General features: G+C 51.4%; 25 protein-coding genes and 2 pseudogenes. 15 read left to right on the top strand and 12 right to left on the bottom strand.

From position 1 onward, the window contains the following. The first annotated feature begins 17 nt into the window (after positions 1-17). Positions 18-1,058 (top strand): aldo/keto reductase, encoded by a 1,041-nt coding sequence (locus SK51_RS07945; RefSeq protein WP_023306937.1) that lies wholly within the window; start codon positions 18-20, stop codon positions 1,056-1,058. An 80-nt stretch (positions 1,059-1,138) separates the two neighbouring features. Here the strand turns inward: SK51_RS07945 and SK51_RS07940 are convergent, their stop codons facing one another. Further along, the gene (locus SK51_RS07940; protein WP_006811956.1) at positions 1,139-1,627 is read right to left on the bottom strand and encodes a TIGR00645 family protein; all 489 of its coding nucleotides are present in this window, start codon (positions 1,625-1,627) and stop codon (positions 1,139-1,141) included. A gap of 43 nt (positions 1,628-1,670) precedes the next feature. Further along, complete coding sequence (locus SK51_RS07935; protein WP_048206639.1) at positions 1,671-2,174, bottom strand: ESA_00282 family adhesion-associated protein; 504 nt, start codon at positions 2,172-2,174, stop codon at positions 1,671-1,673. 102 nt (positions 2,175-2,276) lie between these two features. On the opposite strand from SK51_RS07935, the gene SK51_RS07930 reads away from it, so the two are divergent. Further along, positions 2,277-2,681, top strand: a complete 405-nt coding sequence (locus SK51_RS07930; protein WP_023306938.1) for a hypothetical protein — start codon at positions 2,277-2,279, stop codon at positions 2,679-2,681. Continuing rightward, on the top strand, positions 2,674-3,111 hold the full coding sequence (locus SK51_RS07925) for a hypothetical protein (RefSeq protein WP_023298600.1): 438 nt from the start codon (positions 2,674-2,676) through the stop codon (positions 3,109-3,111). The genes SK51_RS07930 and SK51_RS07925 overlap by 8 nt, the downstream gene beginning before the upstream one ends. 91 nt (positions 3,112-3,202) lie before the next feature. Here SK51_RS07925 and exbD read toward each other — a convergent pair whose 3' ends face one another. Further along, the gene (gene exbD, locus SK51_RS07920) at positions 3,203-3,628 is read right to left on the bottom strand and encodes a TonB system transport protein ExbD (RefSeq protein WP_023298601.1); all 426 of its coding nucleotides are present in this window, start codon (positions 3,626-3,628) and stop codon (positions 3,203-3,205) included. Between the two features lie 4 nt (positions 3,629-3,632). Beyond that, the gene (exbB, locus tag SK51_RS07915; protein ID WP_023306939.1) at positions 3,633-4,364 is read right to left on the bottom strand and encodes a tol-pal system-associated acyl-CoA thioesterase; all 732 of its coding nucleotides are present in this window, start codon (positions 4,362-4,364) and stop codon (positions 3,633-3,635) included. Between the two features lie 251 nt (positions 4,365-4,615). On the opposite strand from exbB, the gene metC reads away from it, so the two are divergent. After that, the gene (metC, locus tag SK51_RS07910) at positions 4,616-5,803 is read left to right on the top strand and encodes a cystathionine beta-lyase (protein WP_023306940.1); all 1,188 of its coding nucleotides are present in this window, start codon (positions 4,616-4,618) and stop codon (positions 5,801-5,803) included. 142 nt (positions 5,804-5,945) lie between these two features. Beyond that, on the top strand, positions 5,946-6,605 hold the full coding sequence (yghB, locus tag SK51_RS07905; protein ID WP_015571869.1) for a DedA family general envelope maintenance protein YghB: 660 nt from the start codon (positions 5,946-5,948) through the stop codon (positions 6,603-6,605). A 45-nt stretch (positions 6,606-6,650) separates the two neighbouring features. Here yghB and SK51_RS07900 read toward each other — a convergent pair whose 3' ends face one another. After that, positions 6,651-7,550 carry an AraC family transcriptional regulator gene (locus SK51_RS07900; protein ID WP_017382749.1) on the bottom strand — a complete coding sequence of 300 codons (900 nt, stop codon included), beginning with the start codon at positions 7,548-7,550 and terminating at the stop codon, positions 6,651-6,653. Between the two features lie 195 nt (positions 7,551-7,745). Here SK51_RS07900 and yqhD point away from each other — a divergent pair, with 195 nt between their 5' ends. Then, positions 7,746-8,909 (top strand): alcohol dehydrogenase, encoded by a 1,164-nt coding sequence (gene yqhD / locus SK51_RS07895; protein ID WP_048206638.1) that lies wholly within the window; start codon positions 7,746-7,748, stop codon positions 8,907-8,909. A 105-nt stretch (positions 8,910-9,014) separates the two neighbouring features. Continuing rightward, a complete protein-coding gene (dkgA, locus tag SK51_RS07890; RefSeq protein WP_023306942.1) occupies positions 9,015-9,842 on the top strand; it encodes a 2,5-didehydrogluconate reductase DkgA in 828 nt (275 codons plus the stop codon). An 89-nt stretch (positions 9,843-9,931) separates the two neighbouring features. On the opposite strand, the pseudogene SK51_RS07885 reads toward dkgA, so the two are convergent. From SK51_RS07885 to SK51_RS07875, 3 genes and pseudogenes are all read right to left on the bottom strand, one after another. After that, positions 9,932-10,945 (bottom strand): annotated as a pseudogene (locus SK51_RS07885) (radical SAM protein); the annotation flags it as partial. 114 nt (positions 10,946-11,059) lie between these two features. Beyond that, positions 11,060-11,389 carry a hypothetical protein gene (locus SK51_RS07880; protein ID WP_000140246.1) on the bottom strand — a complete coding sequence of 110 codons (330 nt, stop codon included), beginning with the start codon at positions 11,387-11,389 and terminating at the stop codon, positions 11,060-11,062. A 204-nt stretch (positions 11,390-11,593) separates the two neighbouring features. After that, positions 11,594-14,308: a P-loop NTPase fold protein gene (locus SK51_RS07875; protein WP_157843391.1), complete on the bottom strand. Its 2,715-nt coding sequence runs from the start codon at positions 14,306-14,308 to the stop codon at positions 11,594-11,596. Between the two features lie 246 nt (positions 14,309-14,554). On the opposite strand from SK51_RS07875, the gene SK51_RS07865 reads away from it, so the two are divergent. Then, a protein-coding gene (locus tag SK51_RS07865) for an IS3 family transposase (protein WP_088581786.1) occupies positions 14,555-15,702 on the top strand; the annotation gives its coding sequence in 2 pieces (ribosomal slippage) (positions 14,555-14,792 and positions 14,792-15,702; 1,149 coding nt in all). A gap of 1 nt (position 15,703) precedes the next feature. Here the strand turns inward: SK51_RS07865 and SK51_RS07860 are convergent. Further along, positions 15,704-16,815 (bottom strand): IS3 family transposase gene (locus SK51_RS07860; protein ID WP_154957020.1). Its coding sequence is split into 2 segments (ribosomal slippage): positions 15,704-16,557 and positions 16,557-16,815, totalling 1,113 coding nucleotides; the frame shifts between segments, so codons are not numbered across the junction. A 44-nt stretch (positions 16,816-16,859) separates the two neighbouring features. Next, the gene (locus SK51_RS07850) at positions 16,860-17,348 is read right to left on the bottom strand and encodes a P-loop NTPase fold protein (RefSeq protein WP_023280967.1); all 489 of its coding nucleotides are present in this window, start codon (positions 17,346-17,348) and stop codon (positions 16,860-16,862) included. 858 nt (positions 17,349-18,206) lie between these two features. Between SK51_RS07850 and SK51_RS07845 the strand changes: the two genes are divergently transcribed. Both SK51_RS07845 and acuR read left to right on the top strand, forming a co-directional pair. Further along, entirely contained in the window at positions 18,207-18,503 is a 297-nt protein-coding gene (locus SK51_RS07845) for a helix-turn-helix transcriptional regulator (protein ID WP_017384073.1), read from the top strand. A gap of 423 nt (positions 18,504-18,926) precedes the next feature. Continuing rightward, on the top strand, positions 18,927-19,583 hold the full coding sequence (acuR, locus tag SK51_RS07840; RefSeq protein ID WP_023280966.1) for an acrylate utilization transcriptional regulator AcuR: 657 nt from the start codon (positions 18,927-18,929) through the stop codon (positions 19,581-19,583). 62 nt (positions 19,584-19,645) lie between these two features. Here the strand turns inward: acuR and acuI are convergent, their stop codons facing one another. After that, positions 19,646-20,629, bottom strand: coding sequence for an acrylyl-CoA reductase (NADPH) (acuI, locus tag SK51_RS07835; RefSeq protein WP_023280857.1), 984 nt, complete (start codon positions 20,627-20,629; stop codon positions 19,646-19,648). 400 nt (positions 20,630-21,029) lie between these two features. On the opposite strand from acuI, the gene SK51_RS07825 reads away from it, so the two are divergent. The 5 genes from SK51_RS07825 to fghA all read left to right on the top strand — a co-directional run bounded on the left by SK51_RS07825 (position 21,030) and on the right by fghA (position 24,603). After that, a protein-coding gene (locus tag SK51_RS07825; protein ID WP_223195083.1) for an IS1 family transposase occupies positions 21,030-21,727 on the top strand; the annotation gives its coding sequence in 2 pieces (ribosomal slippage) (positions 21,030-21,279 and positions 21,279-21,727; 699 coding nt in all). A gap of 113 nt (positions 21,728-21,840) precedes the next feature. After that, positions 21,841-22,116: a formaldehyde-responsive transcriptional repressor FrmR gene (frmR, locus tag SK51_RS07820; protein ID WP_017384071.1), complete on the top strand. Its 276-nt coding sequence runs from the start codon at positions 21,841-21,843 to the stop codon at positions 22,114-22,116. A gap of 34 nt (positions 22,117-22,150) precedes the next feature. Next, positions 22,151-23,260, top strand: a complete 1,110-nt coding sequence (gene frmA, locus SK51_RS07815; RefSeq protein WP_017384070.1) for an S-(hydroxymethyl)glutathione dehydrogenase — start codon at positions 22,151-22,153, stop codon at positions 23,258-23,260. 43 nt (positions 23,261-23,303) lie between these two features. After that, on the top strand, positions 23,304-23,702 hold the full coding sequence (locus SK51_RS07810) for a VOC family protein (RefSeq protein WP_012561111.1): 399 nt from the start codon (positions 23,304-23,306) through the stop codon (positions 23,700-23,702). Positions 23,703-23,766: 64 nt separating this feature from the next. Beyond that, positions 23,767-24,603: an S-formylglutathione hydrolase gene (gene fghA, locus SK51_RS07805; RefSeq protein ID WP_012561110.1), complete on the top strand. Its 837-nt coding sequence runs from the start codon at positions 23,767-23,769 to the stop codon at positions 24,601-24,603. 199 nt (positions 24,604-24,802) lie between these two features. Here the strand turns inward: fghA and SK51_RS07800 are convergent. Beyond that, positions 24,803-25,936 (bottom strand): annotated as a pseudogene (locus tag SK51_RS07800) (IS3 family transposase). Positions 25,937-26,227: the final 291 nt, after the last annotated feature.

Below are 26,227 nucleotides of genomic sequence, written 5' to 3'. Positions count from 1 at the left end.
ATAAGAAAGGAGACATCATGTCCTGGCACCCTTACACCGGCCGATACGAAAACATGCAGTACCGATACTGCGGCAAAAGCGGCCTGCGCTTACCGGCGCTGTCGCTGGGTCTGTGGCACAGCTTTGGCCACGTTCAGGCGCTCGATTCCCAGCGCGCGCTGCTGCGTAAGGCCTTCGATCTCGGCATTACCCATTTTGACCTTGCCAACAACTACGGCCCCCCTCCAGGCAGCGCTGAAGAAAATTTTGGCCGCCTGCTGCGAGAAGATTTTGCCGGGTATCGCGACGAGCTGATCATCTCCACCAAAGCGGGCTACGACATGTGGCCAGGACCGTATGGTTCGGGTGGTTCACGTAAGTATCTGCTCGCCAGCCTCGACCAGAGCCTGAAACGCATGGGCGTGGAGTATGTGGATATTTTCTATTCTCACCGCGTAGACGAAAACACGCCGATGGAAGAGACCGCCGCCGCGTTGGCACACGCGGTGCAGAGCGGAAAAGCGCTGTACGTCGGCATTTCGTCCTACTCCACGGAACGCACGACGGCGATGGCCGAATTGCTGCGCGAGTGGAAGATCCCGCTTTTGATCCACCAGCCGTCTTACAACCTGCTTAACCGCTGGGTCGACAAGACTGGTCTGCTGGACGCGCTGGAGAAAAACGGAACGGGCTGTATCGCCTTTACCCCGCTGGCGCAGGGCCTGCTGACCGGGAAATACCTGAACGGTATTCCGGACGGTTCACGTATGCAGCGCGAAGGGAAAAAAGTACGCGGCCTGACGGAGAAAATGCTGACCGAAGCCAACCTGAGCAGCCTTCGTCTGCTGAACGAGATGGCGCACGCGCGCGGGCAGACGATGGCGCAGATGGCGCTAAGCTGGCTGTTGAAAGATACACGTGTAACGTCGGTGCTGATCGGCGCGAGCCGCCCGGAGCAACTGGAAGAGAACGTTCAGGCGCTGAATAACCTGTGCTTTACCGAAGATGAACTGACGCGGATTGACCAGCACGTGGCGGATGGTGAGCTGAATTTGTGGCAGGCGTCGTCGGATAAATAAATAGTGCGGTCCGATGCTTTCGCCCCTCACCCTAACCCTCTCCCCTCTGGGGAGAGGGCAGGGTGAGGGGCGCTGTAAAATTATTTCTTACTGATCTTATCCAGATATCCCATCACAAACGCCGACAGTACAAACGTCAGGTGGATAATCACATACCACATCAGCTTATTATCCGGGACGTTTTTAGCATCCATAAAGACACGTAACAGGTGAATAGACGAAATCGCCACAATCGACGCCGCGACTTTATTTTTCAGCGATGAGGCGTCCATTTTCCCCAGCCAGTTGAGCTTTTCTTTGTGCTCGGCGATATCAAGCTGAGAGACGAAATTCTCATAACCGGAAAACATCACCATCACCAGTAATCCTCCTACCAGCGTCATATCCACCAGCGACAGCAGAACCAGAATCAAATCGGCTTCTGCCACGGAGAAAATGTTTGGCAGGACGTGGAATATCTCCTGGAAGAACTTGATCGTCAGGGCGACCAGCGCCAGAGAGAGACCAAAATAGACGGGTGCGAGCAGCCAGCGAGAGGCATACATTGCGTTTTCAAAGAAGCGTTCCATAAAATCCTGTCTGCAAACGAAACCAGCGCTCAGTATATCTCAACTATACCTCGTTGGGATCCACATCCGGACACGCATACTCCGGCCAGACCAGTGCGACCAGTTCCGGGTAGGCTTCCAGGCTAAACTCGCGAAAACACTGGCGCAGATTTAATACGTCTAAATCGGAATACGACACCTTCTCGCCATTCAGACAGCGCTTTTTGATATTGTCGTAATATTTATAGACCGCCGAATTAAGGTCGCTACAGCGGCGCTGCGCGTCGAACAGGCCGGGCGTATCATTAATTTCGGCCATTTTCATTCGCTTAATTGTCGCATGGAGAAAATCGATATATTCGTGATTCACCCGCCAGTACCAGACTGGCGTCACGGCGTTCATCAAGACGGAGAAATGATCTTCCCCCTCCTCTTTGGACATCAATTCAGGCTGCGGTGGTTCACTGGCGTCATTTGACACTTTCGTTTTATTGAACTCTTGCATCAATAAAAGCACGCCAGCGGTCAGTAATAGTAACGTTACGACCGTGAAGAAAATGCTGTTCATGGGTAGGCTCCATTTTTTTTGATTTTAAAATTGCCTCATGATATTGTCAACGAATCTCACCCTTTTTCCAACCCCACCCTTTTGAAATTAAAGGAAATTAAAATGCTGCCCGACAATCTTGTCCCGGCAAAGTACCACATTACGCCTGTGGAACAGCCTTCGACGGAAGCAGATAAAGAGGCGAATTTCACTCAAGGAAAAAGAAAACTCTCCGACTATGAAGCCGATATATTAATTGGTGTTTCACGCACCGGCAAATCCCGTAATATGGTGCTGGAAGAGCACGATCGCCATTTAAAAGAACGGTTATTTCGTGCCATCAAGATTGAAGCCTTAGTTCATCTGCTAAATGATTTACAGGCCGAAGGGGAAATAGATGCCCAGGCTCTAAGTCAAATAATGGCCGAGAAAACAAAGCAAATAAATGAAGCTGGCAATGAAATTTGGCTTAACTTAATTACGCGTGAAAAAAGCAATCCCATTTTTTATAACCTGGGGGATGATTAACGTGAATGATGATAGCGGTAATAACGTTTATTTGACTTTAGATGATAAGAAAAGCGATGAATTTATCTTAAAGCAGAATCTCGACGCCCTGAAAAAGATAAAAAATGACGAGATGACGCGAATAACGCAGGACTTGGTTTCGATTCCGGCCACGCTGGTGCGCCTGAAATGGCAGAACCGTCGGGAAATTTATGCCTTGCAGGCCAAAGAGGAGATTTACGGCGCGGTGATGAACGCCATTATTGAGCTGCGCCCTGAGCTTAAAGAGAAGATCCTTGGGCGACTGGAGACGAACTATCAGTACCTGCTGGCACGCGAGACAGCCACCCTGCGCCTGACCCGTAAACTCTCGGAAGGCAACTATCGCACATCAAACGTCACCTGCGTGGCGCTCGATGAAGAGGCGTCAACAACATCTTCTAACTGCTGACAACGTGGTTCGCCCGGCGGCGCTAGCCTGAGATTGTAGGCCGGGTAAGGCGAAGCCGCCACCCGGCACGGAAGGCGGCTTCGCCTTCGTTTTACTTCGCGGCCGCTTTCTCTTCGCCGACCAGACCAATCTTCAGGTATCCCGCCTGATGCAGCGTGTCCATTACCTTCATCATGGTTTCATAATCGACGGTTTTATCCGCGCGGAAGAAGACGGTGGTGTCTTTCTTGCCGCCGGTCAGCTGGTCCAGCGCCGGAATAACCGAGGCATCCGTCACCGGATCGTTGCCCAGGAACATGGACTTATCGGCCTTCACGGACAGGTAGACAGGCTTTTCCGGACGCGGCTGCGGCTGGCTGGAGGACGCAGGCAGATTCACCTTCACGTCCACCGTCGCCAGCGGCGCGGCAACCATAAAGATAATCAGCAGAACCAGCATGACGTCGATAAACGGCGTCACGTTGATCTCATGCATTTCACCGTTATCGTCCAGATTTTCATTAAGACGCATTGCCATACAATCAACCTACGCGCAGTTTGGACGCCGCATGCACCGGTTTAACGGCGCTGGCGTTCAGGTCCAGATCGCGGCTTTGCAGCAGCAGAACCTGCGCGGCAACGTCACCCAGTGTGGCTTTGTAACTGCCAATCATGCGCGCGAAGATGTTATAGATAACTACCGCAGGGATAGCGGCAACCAGACCGATAGCCGTTGCCAGCAGCGCTTCTGCGATACCCGGCGCGACGACCGCAAGGTTAGTGGTCTGCGTCTGGGCGATACCGATAAAGCTGTTCATGATGCCCCAGACGGTACCGAACAGGCCGACGAACGGGGAGATAGCGCCGATAGTCGCCAGGTAGCCGTTACCGCGGCCCATATGACGACCCACGGCCGCAACGCGACGCTCCAGACGGAAGCCGGTACGCTCTTTAATGCCTTCGTTATCTTCACTGCCTGCGGAGAGTTCCAGCTCGTTCTGCGCTTCGTTCACTAACAGGGTAGTCAGGCTTTTCGCATGGAAGGATGAGGTGATATCAGAAGCCTGATCCAGAGAGCGGGCTTCCGTCAGCTGCTTCTGCTCACGCTTGAGGCGGCGTTTTTGTGAAAGAAGTTCGGCGCTCTTGCTGAAGAAGATAGCCCAGGTGATCACGGACGCCAGAATCAGGCCGATCATCACAACCTTAACGACGATGTCAGCATGTTGATACATGCCCCAAACGGAGAGATCCGTCTGCATCAAATTATTACCCACTCTGTATCTCCAGGACGCAAATCACACAATCTGAACGTAATAATATCAAAACGTCGTCGAATTGATAGTAGTTCTCATTAGTATTTACATAGTGCCGTAATTTTCGCTCACTTTCCTTGCGCTTACGCAGTAAAAATTTCTTATGCGAATATTTGATAATATTTTCTGCTTATTCGATAAGCATCCGGATGCACATTCTGACAATCGTGGTAGTCTGGACGTCCAGACGTATAAAAATAGGGTTAGCGAACATGACTAAAAAGCAGCTTGAGACCACGCTGGTGCAGGCAGGACGCAGTAAAAAATACACCCAGGGCTCGGTCAACAGCGTGATCCAGCGTGCCTCCTCGCTGGTGTTTGATACCGTCGAAGATAAAAAAATCGCCACGCGTAATCGCGCGAAGGGCGGGCTGTTTTACGGTCGCCGTGGCACGTTAACCCATTTCTCGTTGCAGGAAGCCATGTGCGAACTGGAGGGCGGCGCGGGCTGCGCGCTGTTCCCGTGCGGTGCTGCGGCGGTCGCCAATACCATTCTGGCGTTTGTTGAACAGGGTGACCACATCCTGATGACCAATACCGCCTACGAGCCAAGCCAGGACTTCTGCACCAAAATACTCAGCAAGCTCGGCGTCACCACCAGCTGGTTCGATCCGCTGATTGGGGCCGGTATTGCCGGGCTTATTCAGCCCAACACGCGCGTTGTGTTCCTGGAATCTCCCGGCTCCATCACCATGGAAGTGCATGATGTCCCGGCCATCGTGAAGGCGGTGCGCAGCATAGCGCCGGAAGCGATCATCATGATCGACAACACCTGGGCGGCAGGTGTGCTGTTTAAAGCCCTGGAATTTGACATCGATATCTCCATTCAGGCGGCGACCAAATACCTGATTGGCCACTCAGACGGCATGATCGGTACGGCGGTATCTAATGCCCGCTGCTGGGAGCAATTGCGTGAAAACGCCTACCTGATGGGCCAGATGGTGGATGCCGATACCGCCTACATGACCAGCCGGGGCATCCGTACGCTCGGCGTGCGTCTGCGTCAGCATCACGAAAGCAGCCTGCAAATTGCTCAGTGGCTGGCGCTGCATCCGCAGGTGGAGCGCGTTAACCATCCGGCGCTGCCGGGCAGCAAGGGCCACGAATACTGGCAACGTGACTTTACGGGCAGCAGCGGGTTGTTCTCATTTGTTCTTAAGAAGCGCCTGAATGACGCCGAGCTGGCAAGCTATCTGGATAACTTTACCCTCTTCAGCATGGCCTATTCATGGGGTGGGTTTGAATCGTTGATCCTGCCCAATCAGCCGGAGCAGATTGCGGCCCTGCGCCCGGGCGGCGAGGTGGACTTCGAGGGGACCTTAATCCGCCTGCATATCGGGCTGGAAAATGTGGACGATTTAATTGCGGATTTATCGGCAGGATTTGAGCGCATCGTGTAAAGTGCTGGCTGACATGTACTCCCTGGACGCTATTCTGAACACCGCAAGCAGAAAAGTCTGTATGAGATGCGCCTGCGATCAACCCCGACAGGCAAAATTGGGAGTACAATAGCGTTATATCTGCTGTTCCACAGGAAAGTCCATGGCTGTTATTCAAAATATCATCACGGCGCTCTGGCAACACGATTTTGCCGCGCTGGCGGACCCACATGTCGTCGGGATTGTCTATTTCGTGATGTTCGCGACGCTGTTTCTGGAAAATGGATTACTGCCAGCCTCATTTTTACCCGGTGACAGCCTGCTCCTGCTCGCAGGGGCGTTAATCGGCAAGGGCGTGATGGACTTCGCACCGACAATGGTGATCCTCACCTCTGCGGCCAGTCTCGGCTGTTGGCTGAGCTACCTGCAAGGGCGCTGGCTTGGAAACACCCGCGTGGTGAAAGGCTGGCTGGCGCAGCTGCCGCATAAATATCATCAGCGCGCGACCTGCATGTTTGACCGTCACGGCCTGCTGGCGTTGCTTGCCGGGCGTTTTCTGGCGTTCGTTCGCACCCTGTTGCCTACCATGGCGGGTATTTCAGGCCTCTCTAACCGCCGCTTCCAGTTCTTCAACTGGCTGAGCGCCCTGCTCTGGGTGGGCGTGGTTACCACACTCGGCTACGCGCTGAATATGATCCCCTTTGTTAAGCGCCATGAAGACCAGGTGATGACCTTCCTGATGATCCTGCCGATTTTCCTGCTGGTTGCAGGGCTGGTGGGGACCATTGCGGTGGTGATCAAGAAAAAGTATTGCAGCGCATAAATAAAAGCCGGGTGGCGCTACCGCTTACCCGGCCTCCGTTTCCCCTCACGCTCCCTGCATGGTTCTGATACGTGACGCATCTTCCCCCGGCGTGACGCCGAAGTAACGCTTAAATTCCCGACTAAACTGCGAAGCGCTTTCATACCCGACCCGCATCGCCGCGGCGCTGGCCTTCATGCCATCGTGGATCATCAGCATCCGCGCCTTATGCAGACGGTAGGTTTTGAGGTACTGCAACGGCGACGTGCTGGTGACGGATTTAAAGTTATGGTGAAACGCCGAGACGCTCATATTGGCTTCCGCCGCCAGCTGATCAACGCTGAGGTTTTCCGTGTACTGGCTCTCGATGCGCTTCAGCACGCGGCTAATCAGGCTGAAGTGCGTTTGCCGGCTTACCAGCGCCAGCAGCGCCCCGCCGCCCGGTCCCAGCAGCACATGGTAAAGAATTTCGCGGATAATCTGCTTTCCGAGAATACGCGCATCCAGAGGCCTTTCCATCACGTCTAACAGGCGTTCAATCGCGCAGAGAATTTCCTCCGATAAGGTCGCGGAGTTGATACCGCTTGCCGCCATCGACGGCCGGAAAAGTTCGTCCTCCCCAATCTCCATCAGCAACTCCTGCAACTGGAGAATGTCGACGTTGACGCGGATCCCGGCCAGCGGTACCTCCTCTGTCGCGAAAGTTTCACATTCGAAGGGTAAAGGTACAGTCAGAAGCAGATATTCATTGGTGTCATAACGGAACACGCGCTCATTGATATAGCCAATCTTATGGCCAGAAAAGAGAAACACGATGCCGGGCTGATACATCACCGGGGTGCGCGTTCCGGGCTGGGTACCGTAGAGCAATCGGATATCCGGCAACAGCTCAGCCGAATCATTTCCGTTATCTATCAGTCTTTTAATCTGCGACGTTAGCTGGCGGCAGATGGCATCACGGTTCATTTTCAGTTACTCCGGGTACGGTTTCCGACGCTAACAGTGTGCGCATTTTCTTACCGTTTCTCCAGCGCGCTGTAGAAATGGGCAAGACATCGGCAGGAATGTGCATTGAGAGGATAGCGCCTGCCCGCCACAATGTGCAGCATCAGGTTGCCTTCTGCGCCACCACGATTTTTTACCCACTACAGGGAACAAGCCATGAACAACTTTAATCTTCACACCCCAACCCGCATTCTGTTTGGTAAAGACGCTATCGCTGGCCTGCGCGCGCAAATCCCGACGGACGCCCGCGTCCTGATTACCTACGGCGGCGGCAGCGTGAAAAAAACCGGCGTACTGGATCAGGTTTACAGCGCTCTGGAAGGGCTGGACGTACGCGAGTTCGGCGGTATCGAGCCTAACCCGTCTTATGAAACGCTGATGAACGCGGTAAAAATCGCCCGTGAAGAGCAGATCACTTTCCTGCTGGCGGTGGGCGGCGGTTCCGTGCTGGACGGCACCAAATTCATCGCGGCGGCAGCGCATTACGCTGACGGCATCGACCCGTGGCATATTCTGGAAACGGGCGGCAGCGACATCAGCAGTGCGATCCCGATGGGCTCCGTGCTGACGCTGCCGGCCACCGGCTCTGAGTCCAACAAAGGCGCGGTCATCTCCCGTAAAACCACCGGTGACAAGCAGGCCTTTATGAACGAACACGTTCAGCCCGTGTTCGCGATCCTCGATCCGGTTTACACCTATACCCTGCCTGCGCGTCAGGTGGCGAACGGCGTGGTCGACGCCTTTGTTCACACCGTTGAGCAGTACGTCACTTACCCGGTGAACGCCAAAATTCAGGATCGTTTCGCGGAAGGCATTCTGTTGACGCTGATTGAAGAAGGTCCGAAAGCGCTGAAAGAGCCTGAAAACTATGACGTGCGTGCTAACGTGATGTGGGCTGCAACACAGGCACTGAATGGCCTTATCGGTGCAGGCGTGCCACAGGACTGGGCGACCCATATGCTCGGTCACGAGCTGACGGCGATGCACGGTCTGGATCACGCCCAGACGCTGGCGGTGGTTCTGCCTGCGCTGTGGAATGAAAAACGTGACGCTAAACGCGCCAAACTGCTCCAGTACGCCGAACGCGTCTGGAACATCACCGAGGGTTCCGACGATGCGCGTATTGATGCCGCAATTGCAGCCACCCGTCACTTCTTTGAAAGCCTGGGTGTGCCAACGCGTCTCTCTGACTACGGCCTGGACGGCAGCTCCATCCCTGCCCTGCTGGCGAAGCTGGAAGCACACGGTATGACGCAGATCGGCGAGCATGGCGACATCACCCTGGACGTCAGCCGTCGCATTTACGAAGCGGCACGCTAAGCGTTTTTAGGATCCTGACTTTCGTTTTTTGACATTTCGTCCAGACTTAATGCACATCACATCGTCGGAGGTTCCCTCCGGCGATGAGCACCTGAAGGAGGAAAAATGGCAAACCAAACCGTAATCAAGCTACAGGACGGTAACGTGATGCCCCAGCTGGGGCTAGGTGTATGGAAAGCCGGTAACGACGAGGTCGTCTCCGCCATTCATAAAGCCCTGGAAGTCGGCTATCGGTCCATTGATACCGCCGCCGCCTATAAAAACGAGGACGGCGTGGGGACCGCGCTTGCCAGCGCTGGCATTCCCCGCGATGAGTTATTCATCACCACCAAGCTGTGGAACGACGATCAAAAGCGTCCCCGCGAAGCGTTGCAGGAGAGCCTGGAGAAACTCCAGCTCGATTTCGTCGATCTTTATCTCATGCACTGGCCGGTACCGGCTATCGACCATTACGTTGATGCCTGGAAAGGGATGATTGAGCTGCAAAAAGAGGGGCTGATTAAAAGCATCGGCGTCTGTAATTTCCAGGTTCATCACCTGCAACGCCTGATTGATGAAACGGGCGTCGCGCCGGTGATTAACCAGATTGAGCTACACCCGCTGATGCAGCAGCGCCAGCTTCATTCGTGGAACGCCACGCACAAGATCCAGACCGAATCCTGGAGCCCGCTGGCCCAGGGCGGCGAAGGGGTGTTTGACCAGAAAATCATTCGTGAACTGGCGGATAAGTACGGCAAAACGCCGGCGCAGATCGTCATTCGCTGGCATCTGGATAGCGGTCTGGTGGTGATCCCGAAATCGGTCACGCCATCGCGTATCGCCGAGAACTTCGACGTCTGGGATTTCCGCCTGGATAAAGACGAGCTGGGTGAAATTGCGAAGCTGGATCAGGGCAAGCGTTTAGGGCCGGACCCGGATCAGTTCGGCGGGTAGTTTCCCCTCACCCTAACCCTCTCCCACAGGGAGAGGGAATGCTTTCCACTCTCTCCCTGTGGGAGAGGGCCGGGGTGAGGGCATCATCGTTATCCGATCTTACGTTTTCCCGTTTTTTTCGTCCCCGAAGCCCCACCGTTCGAACGCTGATGCACAATTGGCGTGTGCTTGGTCAGCGCCGGGCGCGTATTGCGGTTCTGGCGGCGCGCTTCGCGCATCTCTTCCAGCGTTGGCGCAGGCACCAGGCAATCACGACGCGAGCCGATCAGGTGCTTTTTCCCCATCTCTTCCAGCGCCTGACGGATCAGCGGCCAGTTTTTCGGGTCGTGATAGCGCAGCAGCGCTTTGTGCAGACGGCGCTGTTTATCCCCTTTCGGCACCACCACGTCTTCGCTCTTATAACCAATCTTACTCAGCGGGTTTTTGCCGGTGTAATACATGGTCGTCGAGTTAGCGAGCGGCGACGGGTAGAAGTTCTGCACCTGATCCAGACGGAATCGACGCTGCTTCAGCCACAGCGCCAGGTTCACCATGTCTTCATCACGGGTGCCGGGGTGCGCGGAGATGAAGTATGGGATCAGATACTGCTCTTTCCCCGCCTGTTTTGAAAAGGTATCAAACAGCTGTTTAAAGCGGTCATAGCTGCCCATGCCCGGCTTCATCATTTTGGACAGCGGGCCCTCTTCGGTGTGCTCCGGGGCGATCTTCAGATAACCGCCAACGTGGTGCGTCGCCAGCTCTTTGATGTAGCGCGGATCTTCCACCGCAATGTCGTAACGCACGCCGGAGGCGATCAGGATCTTCTTGATGCCTTTCAGGTCACGGGCGCGACGGTAAAGGTTGATCGTCGGCTCGTGGTTGGTGTCCATATGCTCGCAAATGCTCGGATAGACGCAGGAGAGACGACGACAGGTCTGCTCAGCGCGCGGCGATTTGCAGCGCAGCATGTACATGTTAGCCGTTGGACCACCCAAATCGGAGATTACGCCGGTAAAGCCCGGGACCGTGTCGCGAATCGCTTCGATCTCGTTAACAATCGACTCTTCGGAACGGCTCTGAATAATACGACCTTCGTGTTCGGTGATCGAACAGAGCGAGCACCCTATAATTCTGATCATTTAGAAATTTTTTTGCGTTTAAAATCAATGAATTGAAAGATTTCATTTTTCTAAGTCTGATAAAACAGATGAAAACCCAACTGACTATACTCATAAAACTCAATCTTTGCGCTGCTGTACGATACCAGTAATTACAGGCGCCGAGTTTAACATCATGAAAAGTAGCCCAATAATGAATGACGCAACGCCAGCTGCGGTGCCTAACTTCTGACTGAACACCATTGAAACAAAGTACATATTTGGGATAAAAACGGACATAGCAATCACGAAAAGTAACTTATTCAGATAATTATTTATTCGGGTCTTAACCTCAACTCTATCATAAAAAGCCATCGAAACGTAAGCAGTTATCAGTGAATAAAAAGACCATGTCATATAGTTAACCGATTCATTAAATGCCTCTCGCAAAAGCAAAGCACTTTCTGTCATTCCCTACCTCATTAAATCAATAGAAAATAAATCTGAATAATTTATTTTTAAAAGAAAAGAACACAACATAACTTCAGTAGTTATGATTAATCCCTGAATGATTATTTCTTAGCAAGATATAACATGCTTAATGTATATCAGGCAATAAAAAAACTCCCAAAGACCACCGCTGTGGTCTTCAGGTATAGGATTTAAAGAACGAACTCAGTCCGGAAACGTATCACTATCTTCTGTAACGTCCGCTTTCTCTGGTAACATTCTGTTTTTAATATACTGTGAATTCCTGCAGATGAGAGGAAAAATCTCCGAGTTATTCATTATACAACTCGTTGCCGTACGGGCGTCCTCCGGAGACCATGATGAAAATGAAAACGTCTGACGGTCAAGCCATTGAGACAATAATACATTATCAACAGAAGCGCTAAACAGCGCCGCAATAGCCCTGCGTTCAACGGCCTTCTCAGGTTCAATAAACGACAACTCATTATGAAAACGGGTAATAATCGCAATACGGCTGTCAATACGAATATGTCTTTCAAGTAAGACATCGTGCAACTCATCAAGTACAGTCTCTCTCTGGGTATCGTCGAGGCAAGACCACAGGAAATGAATGTTCTCGGCATTTGTGACAACGTCTGGCTCTGCATCACGGAACCATGATGCAAAGATACCCACACTACCTTCCATCCGGATATGCTGCCCCTGAAGTTGCATTTGTTCAAGGATAAAGCGCATGTTCACAGGAAGAACCGTAAAACACTCAATAAGCCTTTCAGAAGAACTAAATACTCCACATGCCAGGGCGTTCAGCTTTTTCTTCAAAATATCAAACTGCTCACCTGACTGATATACGTCATGGAGAAATACTGGACCCATAGCATTCACATCAGACTCAATTATTTTCTCTGACAGTGCTTTTTGACGCTCTCGCACAAATATTAAAAGAGAGGTTGCATTTGTAGCTTCTTTGATGACGTCATACTGACCTTTAACAAAGCTCAGGACAGGTATATTCACCAGAAGACCTAAATCAACAATCCTGCCAACAGCATTTTTGATGTACGGCAGAACATTTTTATCCTTAAGTGCTATAAAGATACTCTCGGCAGTACGTAGATAACGAAGATATGCAGCCAAAGCCAGGTCAAACCGTTCCTCACCAATATGTTCACTGTACGACTCGATACCGGCATAGTTACCATGGAGCACCATGTGAGCAACAGCCTGTGCAGCAAATTCCGCAGGGAAGAGATTCCTCGTCGCCGTATTATTAAGATAATATTGATTTAAAACATTATTATTCCAGTCCGGGCTCAGAACAATTTTTCTGAAATGGATAACGTCCTCAACAACCTGACGATTTTTAAGCGTCATTATTGCAGAGCTAACCTGAGCCCCACCTGTACCATCATTCTTTCCAATTACGTTCTGTACCGCCTTCGATGCAATATTGATATGCCGGATAATTCCCGGATTAAAAAGGTCTATCTGAGGTTGCTCAGCTCCATAGCGTAACATCTCCTCCCGACCGTGATTTCCGATATCTAGTGTGCCAATTTTCAGGTTTGACAAGGTCTCTTCATTATTGACAAGGTATTCCACATAAAATACGCCATCTACAAAATTCTCCATTTTATTCAGTAGTGATTCACCGGCCAGAACAGAGTATGAATCAGCTTCCTGCAGCAACGTCTGCGTGGATTCAGCCTCCAATTTTTCTGAATCCTGAATTTCATCAAGTTTACTCACAATAAACGATATTTGCCTTTCGACGAAAGGCTCTAGGCTTATCCGCCCGTCAGCCATCAGTTTCTGCAGACTCAATACGAAACCTTCATCATTCTTTTCTCTGAGTGAAACAGCATAACTCTGATTCAGCATTTGCACTGCGACTTTGAGTTGCGGTTCGGCGAGAGCCTGACACTTCTCATCCATCCGGCTATAAGAAACCAGCCAGTCTCGCATCTGAATATGTGGTGCCACTCGCTGCCATGCTTCAGCGAAACCCCACAAGGCCGTCAGTTCTTCAAGCCGTGGGATATTTATAGCACCAATCGCGTCTTTAAGAGGCGTATCAAGCAACTCGCTCCTGGCAAGCTCCACCGTGGACTGATAGTGGATGCTCATCAGAAATTCGCTCCATCTTTCTGTATCGTTATTAAAAATTCGGGATATTTGTTGATAAGTTAGCGAGAGCATCTCGTCAAAATCATCCGGAGCAATACCGGGTTCGGTCTGACTAGCTTTGGGATCGCGAAGTAATACTTTAATATCTCGCTCCCCGTATCTGACCACCAGTAAGTAGAGAGCAATAAGAATATGGCGATGATCTTCTGTTGCAGGAACGGTAAGGTTCAGAATATGAATATCATTAACAAACTTCTTCATTAATCGCGGTGTGATACGAGGATACTCAGAGGGTTTCCAGCGCTCAAGCAACACCGTTGCTTCCCGGCACGCTATCCCTGCATCCTCATTTACTGTTTCTTTCCAGTACTGCCTTAACGCTTCCTGCCATCCTGCCGAAATAAGAGGAGGAACCTGAAAACTTACAGGAATCCGCTTTGCAATAAACTCACGCCCGCTGAAACCCGCCACAGAAAGTGAGGCTGAAACCTGTCTTGCCGAATAGGGCACCACTATCCTGAAGTGTTCATGAGTGGCTCCGGCAATAAGCTCCATATCACTCCAGAGCTCTTTCACTTTGTCTGCACTGATTCGGTCCAGATTATCAATGATAAGGATGAAGCGATCTCCATGGGAAATGACCTCTTTGGAGGTAAATCCCTGCAGAGCTTCAGCCAGCTCAATAGCTCCGACCTCCTTATTAACTAGCCAAGTCTCTTCAATCCTGTCAGTACTGTTGCGTTTGAACAAATCACCAATACTCGAATACCCTTTCTTTCTGTACCATTCCATGTTCTGCAGGCATGCCAGTCCTGCGACCATAATGGCAGGAGAAAGAAACGCGGCCACCTCAACATAAAAAAGCCACCCTAATAATGACTCCTTGTGATCCTACCCACGTAATGTGGACACGGCCCTAAGCGAGGTTCTGGTTTTCAAATTGTTCGGGACTGAGTCCGCCACAGGCACTGTGTCTGAATCGCCACGGGTTTAACAGACACCTCAGAGTCATTTAAGATGGCTTAAAGAGAGGTGCCCATGAGCGGTAAGCGTTATCCCGAAGAGTTTAAAACTGAAGCAGTCAAACAGGTTGTTGATCGCGGTTATTCTGTTGCCAGCGTTGCAACACGTCTCGATATCACCACCCACAGCCTTTACGCCTGGATAAAGAAGTACGGTCCGGATTCTTCCGCTAATAAAGAACAGTCAGATGCTCAGGCCGAGATCCGCCGTCTCCAGAAAGAGCTGAAGCGGGTTACCGACGAACGGGACATATTAAAAAAAGCCGCGGCGTACTTCGCAAAGCTGTCCGACTGAGGTACGCCTTTATCCGTGACAACACCTGTTGCTGGCCTGTTCGCCTGCTCTGTCGGGTGCTGGATGTTCATCCCAGTGGTTTTTACGCCTGGCTTCAGCAGCCGCATTCACAACGCCATCAGGCAGACCTGAGACTGACAGGACAGATTAAACAGTTCTGGCTGGAATCGGGATGCGTCTATGGTTATCGCAAAATCCATCTGGATCTGCGGGACAGCGGGCAACAGTGCGGAGTGAACAGAGTCTGGCGACTGATGAAACGTGTCGGGATAAAGGCTCAGGTCGGATACCGGAGCCCGCGGGCACGTAAAGGCGAGGCCAGTATCGTGTCGCCCAACAGGCTCCAGCGACAGTTCAATCCGGATGCTCCGGATAAGCGTTGGGTAACGGACATAACCTACATCAGGACCCACGAAGGCTGGCTGTATCTTGCCGTGGTTGTTGATCTGTTCTCACGCAAAATTATCGGCTGGTCCATGCAATCCCGGATGACAAAGGACATTGTCCTGAACGCACTGCTGATGGCTGTATGGCGCCGTAATCCCCAAAAACAGGTGCTGGTTCATTCGGATCAGGGCAGTCAGTACACAAGCCATGAGTGGCAGTCGTTCCTGAAATCACACGGCCTGGAGGGCAGCATGAGCCGTCGCGGTAACTGCCATGATAATGCGGTTGCAGAAAGCTTTTTCCAGTTGTTGAAACGCGAACGGATAAAGAAAAAGAGCTACGGAACGCGGGAAGAAGCCCGCAGCGATATTTTTGATTACATCGAAATGTTTTATAACAGTAAGCGTCGGCATGGTTCCAGCGATCAGATGTCACCGACAGAATATGAAAACCAGTATTATCAACGGCTAGGAAGTGTCTAGATTATCCGTGGCGATTCAGTCGGCGCCACCGATTGTAATCACACTCGATATAATTAAACACCGTCATCCGCATGATTTCCCGGCTGATAAGGCGTTCCCCGTGGATACATTCCACCTTCAGCGAGTGGAAGAAGCTTTCCGCGCAGGCATTGTCGTAACAACATCCTTTGGCACTCATGCTACCGTGCAGATTATGCCGCTTCAGTAACGCCAGATAGTCTGCCGAACAGTACTGCCCGCCTCTGTCCGTATGCACGATGACATTTTCCGGGCGCTTACGTCGCCAGAGTGCCATCTGTAGCGCATCGCAGGCCAGCTGCGCTGTCATCCGCGACGACATCGACCAGCCGATGACAGCACGGGACCACAGGTCAATGACCACCGCCAGGTACAACCAGCCTTCGTCCGTGCGCAAGTACGTGATGTCACCCGCCCACTTCTGATTCGGGCCACTCGCGTAAAAATCCTGTTTCAGCAGATTTTCAGACACCGGCAGGCCATGTTCGCGGTATCGGACCGGGCTGAACTTCCGGGCCGCTTTTGCGCGAAGCCCCTGACGCCGCAGGCTGGCGGCAATGGTTTTGACGTTGTACTCAGGCAGTTCGTCAGCGAGACGAGGCGCACCATAACGCTGTTTTGCCTCAGTGAATGCCTGACGGACAGCAGTATCACAGACGAGCCGGAACTGCTGACGTGGTGTTATCTGCTGACGACGCAGACGCCACGCATACCAGCCGCTACGGGCGACCCGCAGTACCCGGCATATGGCTTTGACGCTGAACTCAGCCCGATGTTTTTCAATAAAGACATACTTCATTTCAGGCGCTTCGCGAAGTATGTCGCGGCCTTTTGGAGAATGGCCAGCTCCTCTGCCTGTTCCGCCAGTTGGCGCTTAAGACGGGCAATTTCAACGGACATTTCCTGCTCACGTTCGGAAGAGCTGCGGGCATTGTTAATCTTACTGCGCCATGCGTAGAGCTGGGATTCGTACAGGCTGAGTTCCCGGGCAGCGGCAGCAACACCGATACGTTCCGCAAGCTTCAGGGCTTCGTTGCGGAATTCAGGCGTGTACTGTTTGCGGGGCTTCTTACTGGTTGATGCTGGTTTTGTCATGAGTCACCTCTGGTTAAGAGTTTACTCACTTAGTCGTGTGTCCACTATTCGTGGGTAAGATCATTGTTAGTAAAATATTGATTAAGGTCTGTTAGCACATAACGAAGCATCTGCACGGAAAGCAATGACAGTAAAATAAAAACGACGGTCAACCAGCTTAGCCTGCTGCTGACCCTCTTGTCGTATTCAACGATGTTACCCAGAGCCAGATTTTTATACTTATCCAACACATCCCGGGAGCCCGGACATTGTAGGCTGACCCCGTGGTGGATGACATCGATAAGCGCTTTTTTAGTTGAGCCATGATGGTAACGTTCTGCATCAAAGTTAATGAACGTAAAATCATCTTTAAGCTTTTTCTGCAGGAACTTCAATATTGTTGACTTACCTGAACCCAGCTCACCTTCCAGACCAATAATATTGACATCAGGTGTCCTGATGATCTGAGCCACATTCTCTGCAACTTTTTCATGACTGCTGCCTCTAAACATATCCTGGTCAGCGGGTGATTCCGTCTGCAATCGTAGAGTCATTCAGCAATTTCCTTCGTTATAACGTAAGATTCTTTCACTATTAGACACAGTACAGAGCCCACAGCAACCAAATGACTGCAGCCGGGGCAGTTTAGTTTTAAGCATGCATAAGCCGATTTCGATGGAATCCCTTTCACACAATAATATTGAATTGAAGCAATGAAAACATTAATGTGTTTGTTGTGACTAGCTGCAGGGGCCTGGAAGAAATTCCAAAGCCTGACAAACCGGAACAGGGCTTGCTCTGCTCCGGTTTTATCCAGTTCATCTTGAAGCCCTTGTTTTTGTTACATATCCCTGCTCACTCTTTCAGCCATTGTTAAGCTTCTTGTGTGTAATCTGCGAATAATACGGATGCAAAATTGATGCAATGGATTATACATACCTACAGCGCACGTTACGCTGAGCTGAATCGAATTTCAGAGAACGTTCTTCGCTATTACCCTGCCCAGCCAGTTGAACACATTTTATCATCCGGCCCCGAGAGTGACATGTTCTCTGCCTGGTACAGCCTTCATCAGAGTCAAACTAGACGTTATTTACAGGCAAAAGAAGACAGCTACAGAGTTTAAGTCTGACATTATTCGTGGCTGTGTCTGCCTTCGGAGTTTTCAGCTTATCCCGATAACAGCGGTTTTGAAAAATTGACGTTTTTTACACCGGTACATTGCCCGAACGCAATCTCCCCCGTAGCGAAATACCGCCCCGCAGAAAATCGTCCATGCTCGGCATGCCCCTGGAACATCAGCATCTTTTCAATAAAGGTTTTACAGCCTATAGTCTGTATAACACAAAATACACCTTACCTGCTGTATTACAGGGCGGTACTCCCTACTCAGTCTGCGAGGCAGGTCACTTATGAATAATCAGTTCCCGATAAAAACGCTGAACCAGCTCAGACCTGTGCTAATCGGGTTTCGCAAAATCAAGGGCTTCACGCAAAAAGATGTGTCTGAGAGGCTTGGCGTAACGCAGCAAACCTATGCCCGCCTGGAAGCAAACCCTGCTAGCGCCAGTATTGATCGTCTGTACAAGGTATTCAGTATTCTGGGCGTAGAAATAACGCTGTCATCTATTTCCCCTTCACCCTTCATTTCCCACACAGAGATGAGGGGGGCATTTGACAGCACTCCCGCCAGACGGGAGAAATGGTGACTATTAGAAGTTTGCTAGTTTTGTCGAATGACGCCAACTACATGTCCGCATCCATCGAGTAGTGGCTTCAAGCCACGATTGTCACTGCCTCCGCTGCCTTTTTCCAGTAACTCTCTCCTTTTAATTCTAATATTTAGGGGTGTCAACGCAAAGCAGAAACGGCACCTTCTTTGCGAGACAGAAATGACCTGTGATTGCCTGGCCGATTTATGGCAGCTAAGTGCGAGAAGCGGATATAGCGAATTCGCCATTGTACGGGATTAGCAGGTTTACTGAAGCAACCTGCGATGGCGTTATGGCAATAGTCAGTCCCCTGTCCAGTCGGCATAGGTGGCCACCTCGTCACCGCCGGGGATAAACTGATTGAAGCCTCCGCGCAAAATCACTTATTCTTTTCCGTTAATAAAATGCAGGAGCAAAGTCATGACTGGCGAAATTCGTGGGCGAGGCAGGCCACGAAAAACAGAGAGTACCTATACAGATACCCGTAATGACCTGATCCGAAGCGGGCTTGAACTGCTCACGCAGAATGGTTTTCTTTCAACGGGAGTCGATGCCATTGTCAAAAATGCCAGTGTTCCTAAAGGCTCATTTTATTACTATTTCAAGAGCAAAGAAGAGTATGCCCAGACTGTTCTGAGCGCCTATGACAGTTTCTTTGTGCATAAACTCCAAAAACATCTGTATGAATCATCCTTCACACCAATGATGCGTCTGGAAAATTTCATCGACGATGCCTGCGACGGCATTAAAAAGTACAATTTCACCCGGGGCTGTCTGGTTGGCAATATGATGCAGGAGAGTCCGGGTCTTCCACTGTCCTTTATCAAACAGCTCCACGAAATACTTGAGCGCTGGCAGGCGCTTGTGGCGTGCTGTCTGTCCGACGCGTTATCTTCGGGCGAAATCCGTTCCGATATGAATAATACGCAACTGGCGGCCATTTTCTGGAGCAGTTGGGAGGGTGCCGTAATGCGTGCCAAACTTTATTGCTCAACCCAGCCTGTGTACGACTTCTGGAGCTATTTCAAAAAGTCAGTACGCTATCAGCCCTCTAAGGACACGGCTGTTGAAAAGTAAAAAAGGGGCCGCAGCCCCTGATAATAATTATCAAACCCAGGCTGAGCCTGGCTTCCACTTCATTAGCTACACTGAATTACTGCCCGGCCACGAATTCCGCCACTCAGAAGTTTTTCGGCCACATTGATGGCATCACTCAGCGGATAAACGGTGGTCAGGCTATCCAGTCTGGACTCCGGTAAATACTGTACCGCCTGCTGCCAGATCGCCGCTCTTTTTTCCTTCGCGAACATGACACTGTCAATCCCTTTCAGCGTGACGCCACGCAGGATAAACGGAGCCACATTCCCCATTAGTTCCATCCCCTGTGCCATGCCGCAGGCTGCAACAATACTGCCATAACGCACCCCGGCGCATACATTGCAGAGCGTATGGCTACCGACTGTATCAATGGCGGCAGCCCAGCGTTCTTTCTGTAACGGTTTTCCGGGACAGGAGAGCTCGGAACGGTTAATAATCTCGTCCACACCGACCGTTTTATAGAGCCAGGCAGCCTCTTCCGGGCGTCCAGTAGACGCCGTAACGCGGTACCCCATTGATGCAAGGATCATGGCCGCAATGCTCCCGACGCCGCCGCTGGCACCGGTAACAAGTACCGGACCATCTTCAGGCTTAATACCATGATTCAGAAGTGCGTCTACGCACAGCATCGCGGTAAACCCAGCTGTTCCGATTGCCATTACGTGTTTGCCGTTAGCGCCAGCCGGGAGCGGCGTCAGCCAGTCTCCATTTACCCGTGCTTTTTCGGATAGTCCGCCCCAGTGTTTTTCCCCAACACCCCAGCCGGTCAGGAGAACCTTATCTCCGGCCTGATATTCGGGATGTGAACTGGCGGACACTGTACCGGTAAAATCAATGCCGGGCACCATGGGAAAGCGTCGGACGATTGGGCCCCGGCCCGTAATGGCCAGTGCGTCTTTGTAGTTGATGGATGAATAGTCAACATTGACCTCCACATCCCCCTGCGGTAGTTCACTTTCAGCGATTTCAGCAAGTTGCGCACTATAGCGTCCATCTGTTTTGTTGATTAATAAAGATTTAAACACGTTCACCTCGTTTGTCCGGGCGTTTACCGTTCAGTCATTAAGTCGTCAATAAATAATATTGACCGATCGTCTAATAATCAACACTACTATCCCAGTGCTTTGCCAGCATTCAAGAAACATTATTCATTTCATGCACTTAAAGCTGTCTTTTTTGACCGACATCAAACTGTATTCTGGTTTATCTGGTGCAGAGGGAAAATCAGCATCCCTGAAGATACATAGCTAATGCTTCAGAACACGGCTGATGATGCGATAAAACAACCAGGCTTTAATGAGTTAGTCTGAGCGGACCTTCGGCTCAGTAAATAGGTCCGCTCCGTGCCAAGAGCAGACGCTGGTAATTCGGGTAATGGTGCCAACTTACTGATTTAGTGTATGATGGTGTTTTTGAGGTGCTCCAGTGGCTTCTGTTTCTATCAGCTGTCCCTCCTGTTCAGCTACTGAAGGCGTGGTGCGTAACGGTAAAAGTACTGCCGGACATCAGCGCTATCTCTGCTCTCACTGCCGTAAAACATGGCAGCTACAGTTCACTTACACCGTCTCTCAGCCCGGTACACACCAGAAAATTATTGATATGGCCATGAATGGCGTCGGATGTCGCGCCAGTGCACGCATTATGGGCGTTGGCCTCAACACGATTTTACGACACTTAAAAAACTCAGGCCGCAGTCGGTAAACTCACGCATACAACCGGGCAGTGACGTCATTGTTTGCGCGGAAATGGACGAACAGTGGGGTTACGTCGGCGCTAAATCACGCCAGCGCTGGTTGTTTTACGCGTATGACAGGATACGGAGGACGGTTGTGGCGCACGTATTCGGTGAACGCACGTTGGTCACGCTGGAGCGTCTTCTGGGCCTGCTGTCGGCCTTTGAGGTCGTGGTATGGATGACGGATGGCTGGCCGCTTTATGAATCACGCCTGAAGGGAGAACTGCACGTTATCAGCAAGCGATATACGCAGCGCATTGAGCGGCATAACCTGAATCTGAGGCAGCATCTGGCAAGGCTGGGCAGGAAGTCACTGTCGTTCTCAAAATCGGTGGAGCTGCATGACAAAGTCATCGGGCATTATCTGAACATAAAACACTATCAGTAAGTTGGAGTCATTACCGGTGCTCTGATATATTTATTATACTATAGTGGGGTATGTGTTGATCTTAATGTAATACTCCCCTATAGTATAAGAAATACAGAGCAGTGAGGTAAGCAATGCCCAGTACTCCTGAAGAGAAAAAAAAGGTCCTAACCCGGGTTCGCCGTATCCGGGGTCAGATTGATGCTCTGGAAAGAGCACTTGAAAGTGGCGCTGAATGCCGTTCCGTTCTCCAGCAAATCGCCGCCGTCCGGGGCGCCGCTAACGGACTGATGGCAGAGGTGCTGGAGAGCCACATACGGGAAACCTTTGACCAGAATGACAGCTACAGTCATGAAGTCAGTAAATCAGTTGACGATACGATTGAGCTGGTTCGTGCCTATCTTAAATAGGTGAGGCCATTATTACATTGAGGATATATTACGTATGAAATCACGTGCCGCTGTTGCATTTGCACCAGGGAAGCCCCTGGAGATTGTTGAAATTGATGTTGCTCCGCCTAAAAAAGGCGAGGTGCTGATTAAAAACACCCACACAGGTGTCTGCCATACCGATGCCTTTACCCTCTCAGGGAATGACCCTGAGGGCGTTTTCCCGGTGGTTCTCGGCCACGAGGGAGCCGGTATCGTCGTTGAAGTTGGTGAAGGCGTCACCAGTGTGAAGCCGGGTGACCATGTTATTCCGCTCTACACCGCTGAATGCGGGGAGTGTGAATTCTGCCAGTCCGGTAAAACGAACCTCTGTGTATCGGTTCGCGAGACTCAGGGCAAAGGACTGATGCCTGACGGGACCACTCGCTTTTCATACAACGGTCAGCCTCTTTACCACTACATGGGATGTTCCACATTCAGTGAATACACCGTTGTGGCCGAGGTTTCTCTGGCAAAAATTAACCCGGAGGCGAACCATGAACACGTCTGCCTGTTGGGTTGTGGCGTGACTACCGGTATTGGCGCCGTCCATAACACGGCTAAAGTGCAGCCGGGCGATTCAGTTGCCATTTTTGGTCTGGGGGCAATTGGTCTGGCTGCGGTACAGGGGGCCCGTCAGGCAAAAGCGGGACGTATTATCGCTATCGATACTAATCCGACAAAATTTGACCTGGCCCGTCAGTTCGGGGCCACTGACTGCATTAACCCGAATGATTATGACAAACCGATTAAAGATGTTCTGCTGGATATCAACAAGTGGGGTATTGACCATACCTTTGAATGTATCGGTAACGTTAACGTCATGCGTGCAGCGCTGGAAAGTGCTCACCGTGGGTGGGGGCAGTCCGTTGTCATTGGTGTCGCAGGGGCCGGACAGGAGATTTCCACCCGTCCTTTCCAGCTGGTCACCGGGCGCGTATGGAAAGGTTCCGCGTTTGGCGGAGTAAAAGGCCGCACTCAGCTCCCCGGTATGGTCGAGGATGCCATGAAGGGGGATATTGACCTTGAGCCATTTGTAACCCATACGATGACACTGGATGAAATCAATGACGCCTTCGAGCTTATGCATGAAGGCAAATCTATCCGGACAGTGATTCATTACTGATCCCATCAGAATTTTAATCAACTCAAACTGAAGGAAGTGGAAAATGACAACTCCGGTAATTTCTGGTGACGGCATCTTTTCTCATGTGTTCATTGGCGCAGCCGATGTCGAGAAATCCTCCGCATTTTACGATGTCGTCCTGGGCACGCTTGGTATCAATAACCTCGGCCCGTTTGGCAACGGCTGGGTACTCTATGGCCGCGAAAAGCCGGCATTTATCATTGCCCGTCCGGGCAACGGTGAAGCACCTTCCGCTAACGGGGTGACTGTCGGCTTCGCTGCTGCCACCCCGGAAGAGGTTGATGCTTTCCATGCTGCCGGCCTTGCCGCCGGTGGAGCTGATGAAGGTCAACCTGGCCCGCGTGGTCACCTTCCCGGGGCCTATGCTGCCTACCTGCGGGATCCGGCGGGTAACAAAATCACGGCGTATACGTTTATCTGACGTCCGGATTTAAAGATACTTCCCCTGGCTTCGGTCAGGGGAAATAACCATGAGATAACGGCTGATGGAACTCATTGAGCAGCATGCCAGCTCTGGCGGCTGGCAAAACGTGTACCGGCATTATTCACAATCCCTTAATTGTGAAATGAATTTCGGTGTGTATCTTCCTCCCAAAGCAGTAACAGAAAAACTGCCGGTACTATACTGGTTGTCGGGCCTGACCTGTACTGAGCAGAATTTCATCACCAAATCAGGTATGCAGCATTATGCAGCCCGGCATAACGTCATCGTTGTTGTCCCGGATACCAGTCCCCGGGGTAATAATGTCCCGGATGCCGACAGTTACGATCTTGGCCAGGGGGCCGGTTTTTATCTGAACGCGACGGAACAGCCGTGGAATGTTCATTACAGGATGTATGACTATATTCTCAGAGAGCTTCCGGATGTCGTCATGAATCATTTTCCTGCAACGGCAAGAAAATCTATATCCGGTCATTCTATGGGAGGGCTGGGTGCTCTGGTGCTGGCTCTGCGAAATCCTGGTGAATATGTGAGCGTATCAGCATTTTCCCCGATAGTATCGCCTTCTCAGGTGCCATGGGGGCAACAGGCATTTAGCGCTTACCTGGGTGAAAACAGAAAAACGTGGGAAGCCTACGATCCAGTCAGCCTCATTTTACAGGGTGAAAAATTACCAGAAATCTTCATTGATCAGGGGCTGAGTGACGCCTTTTATGAAGAGCAACTGCGCACCAAAATCCTTGAGAGAGTATGCAATGAGATGAACCTCAATGCGTCGTTCCGATATCATACTGGATACGACCACAGCTATTATTTCATTTCCAGCTTTATTGGTGAGCACATTGCTTACCATGCCAACAGGCTCAGGCTGTCAGCATGAGTTGATTTCCAGCCTCAGAAAATGTGCTTAATTTTCAGGCCTGAACAGGGCCTGAACCCTGCAGACCTGAGATGTACTGTAACTGAATCGCCACGGATAATCTAGACACTTCCGAGCCGTTGATGGACTGACCCCGCCCCGGTAGACGATCCTGCCCTATAGTTTGGACTGACCCCACGCCTGTAGACAAATCCTGTCCTCACGACGAGGCCTGTTCGAAGGCCTCCGGACTGACGTCGCCGAGGTGGCTGTGGCGCCGGGACCGGTTATAGAAGACTTCAATGTAATCGAAGATCCGCCCGGGCCAGATCCCTGGTTTTATATATGCGTTTTCTGATCCGTTCTTTTTTCAGCGAACTGAAGAACGATTCGGCCACCGCATTATCCCAGCAGTTGCCACGCCGGCTCATGCTCGGCGCCAGGTTATTGGCCCGGTAGAAGCGCTGCCAGTCGTCACTGCCGTACTGGCTGCCCTGATCGCTATGTACGATAACCTCGCTGTCTGGTTTTCGGCGCCAGACCGCCATCATCAGCGCGTCGAGCGCCAGTTCGCGTGAGAGAGTGGGTTTCATCGACCAGCCGACCACATTACGGGCGAAGAGATCGATAACCACCGCCAGATACAGCCAGCCCTGCCAGGTGCGGATATAAGTAATATCGGTGACCCAGACCTGGGTGGCCCGGACAACGGTGAACTGCCGCTGCACGAGATTAGGAGCAACGACTGAAGGCCTGCCAGCGATACGACGTGGCGCTTTATAGCCGCGCACAGCTTTAATCCGGTCCAGTTGCATGATCCGACCCACCCGGTTTCTACCACAGGTTTCCCCGATTTCGTTCAGATCGCCATGAACCCGCCGGTAACCGTATACGCCTCCGCTCAGGGAATATGAGTCGCGGATAAGCATCAGCAGGCGCTGGTTATCTTTATCACGCGCCGAGACAGGGTTATGCAGCCACGCATAGAACCCGGCCCGGGCGACATTCAGTACCCGACACATCGTCATCACACCCCATACAGTTCGGTGCTCATTGATAAAGCGGTACTTCAGTCGGGCTCCTTTGCAAAGTACCGCGCGGCCTTTTTCAGGATATCCCGTTCTTCTTCGGTGCGTTTTAGCTGCGCCCGGAGTTTCAGGATCTCGCTTTTAGCTTCCAGTAAATCCCGGGCATGCTGCTCGCTGTTATCAGGTTTGATAGCCCGTAGCCACTTGTAGAGGCGGTGTGCAGAGACGCCCAGACGCTCAGATACTTAGGCGACGGAATAACCGCGTTCCGTTATCTGACGGACGGCTTCTTCCTTAAATTCAGGTGTAAATCGTGGTGTGCCCATACGCTCCTCCTATACTCAAACTATAGGGCAGGATCGTCTACCGGGGCGGGGTCAGTCCAGGGAGCCGTTAACGACCTGATGGCGGTTGTTCTGGAAAGCTATCTTCGGGAGGAATTCCCCGATACGGGCAAACGAAATGAGTCGCAGAAGAGGTCAATCGACGACACCATTTCGATAGTCCGCTCCTATCTCCGTTAACTCTGCCAGGCAGATGTCTGATGGGGTCTAAAACTGTAATGAAAGGAAATGACATATGAAATCACGTGCATTATTCATCTGTATTTTTTAATT

Origin of the sequence: Enterobacter sp. MGH85 (assembly GCF_001037655.1) — a bacterium.
In the GTDB taxonomy this organism is placed as follows: Bacteria; Pseudomonadota; Gammaproteobacteria; order Enterobacterales; family Enterobacteriaceae; genus Enterobacter; species Enterobacter intestinihominis.
The sequence above is the reverse complement of the archived record's forward strand: the minus strand, read 5'-3'. Positions and strand labels throughout refer to the sequence as shown.

Bases quoted from the DNA above. Each gene is read 5' to 3' on its own strand.
- SK51_RS07945 (WP_023306937.1), top strand. From the start codon at position 18: ATGTCCTGGCACCCTTACACCGGCCGATACGAAAACATGCAGTACCGA.
- SK51_RS07940 (WP_006811956.1), bottom strand. From the start codon at position 1,627: ATGGAACGCTTCTTTGAAAACGCAATGTATGCCTCTCGCTGGCTGCTC.
- SK51_RS07935 (WP_048206639.1), bottom strand. From the start codon at position 2,174: ATGAACAGCATTTTCTTCACGGTCGTAACGTTACTATTACTGACCGCT.
- SK51_RS07930 (WP_023306938.1), top strand. From the start codon at position 2,277: ATGCTGCCCGACAATCTTGTCCCGGCAAAGTACCACATTACGCCTGTG.
- SK51_RS07925 (WP_023298600.1), top strand. From the start codon at position 2,674: ATGATTAACGTGAATGATGATAGCGGTAATAACGTTTATTTGACTTTA.
- exbD (WP_023298601.1), bottom strand. From the start codon at position 3,628: ATGGCAATGCGTCTTAATGAAAATCTGGACGATAACGGTGAAATGCAT.
- metC (WP_023306940.1), top strand. From the start codon at position 4,616: ATGACTAAAAAGCAGCTTGAGACCACGCTGGTGCAGGCAGGACGCAGT.
- yghB (WP_015571869.1), top strand. From the start codon at position 5,946: ATGGCTGTTATTCAAAATATCATCACGGCGCTCTGGCAACACGATTTT.
- SK51_RS07900 (WP_017382749.1), bottom strand. From the start codon at position 7,550: ATGAACCGTGATGCCATCTGCCGCCAGCTAACGTCGCAGATTAAAAGA.
- yqhD (WP_048206638.1), top strand. From the start codon at position 7,746: ATGAACAACTTTAATCTTCACACCCCAACCCGCATTCTGTTTGGTAAA.
- dkgA (WP_023306942.1), top strand. From the start codon at position 9,015: ATGGCAAACCAAACCGTAATCAAGCTACAGGACGGTAACGTGATGCCC.
- SK51_RS07880 (WP_000140246.1), bottom strand. From the start codon at position 11,389: ATGACAGAAAGTGCTTTGCTTTTGCGAGAGGCATTTAATGAATCGGTT.
- SK51_RS07875 (WP_157843391.1), bottom strand. From the start codon at position 14,308: ATGGAATGGTACAGAAAGAAAGGGTATTCGAGTATTGGTGATTTGTTC.
- SK51_RS07850 (WP_023280967.1), bottom strand. From the start codon at position 17,348: ATGACTCTACGATTGCAGACGGAATCACCCGCTGACCAGGATATGTTT.
- SK51_RS07845 (WP_017384073.1), top strand. From the start codon at position 18,207: ATGAATAATCAGTTCCCGATAAAAACGCTGAACCAGCTCAGACCTGTG.
- acuR (WP_023280966.1), top strand. From the start codon at position 18,927: ATGACTGGCGAAATTCGTGGGCGAGGCAGGCCACGAAAAACAGAGAGT.
- frmR (WP_017384071.1), top strand. From the start codon at position 21,841: ATGCCCAGTACTCCTGAAGAGAAAAAAAAGGTCCTAACCCGGGTTCGC.
- frmA (WP_017384070.1), top strand. From the start codon at position 22,151: ATGAAATCACGTGCCGCTGTTGCATTTGCACCAGGGAAGCCCCTGGAG.
- SK51_RS07810 (WP_012561111.1), top strand. From the start codon at position 23,304: ATGACAACTCCGGTAATTTCTGGTGACGGCATCTTTTCTCATGTGTTC.
- fghA (WP_012561110.1), top strand. From the start codon at position 23,767: ATGGAACTCATTGAGCAGCATGCCAGCTCTGGCGGCTGGCAAAACGTG.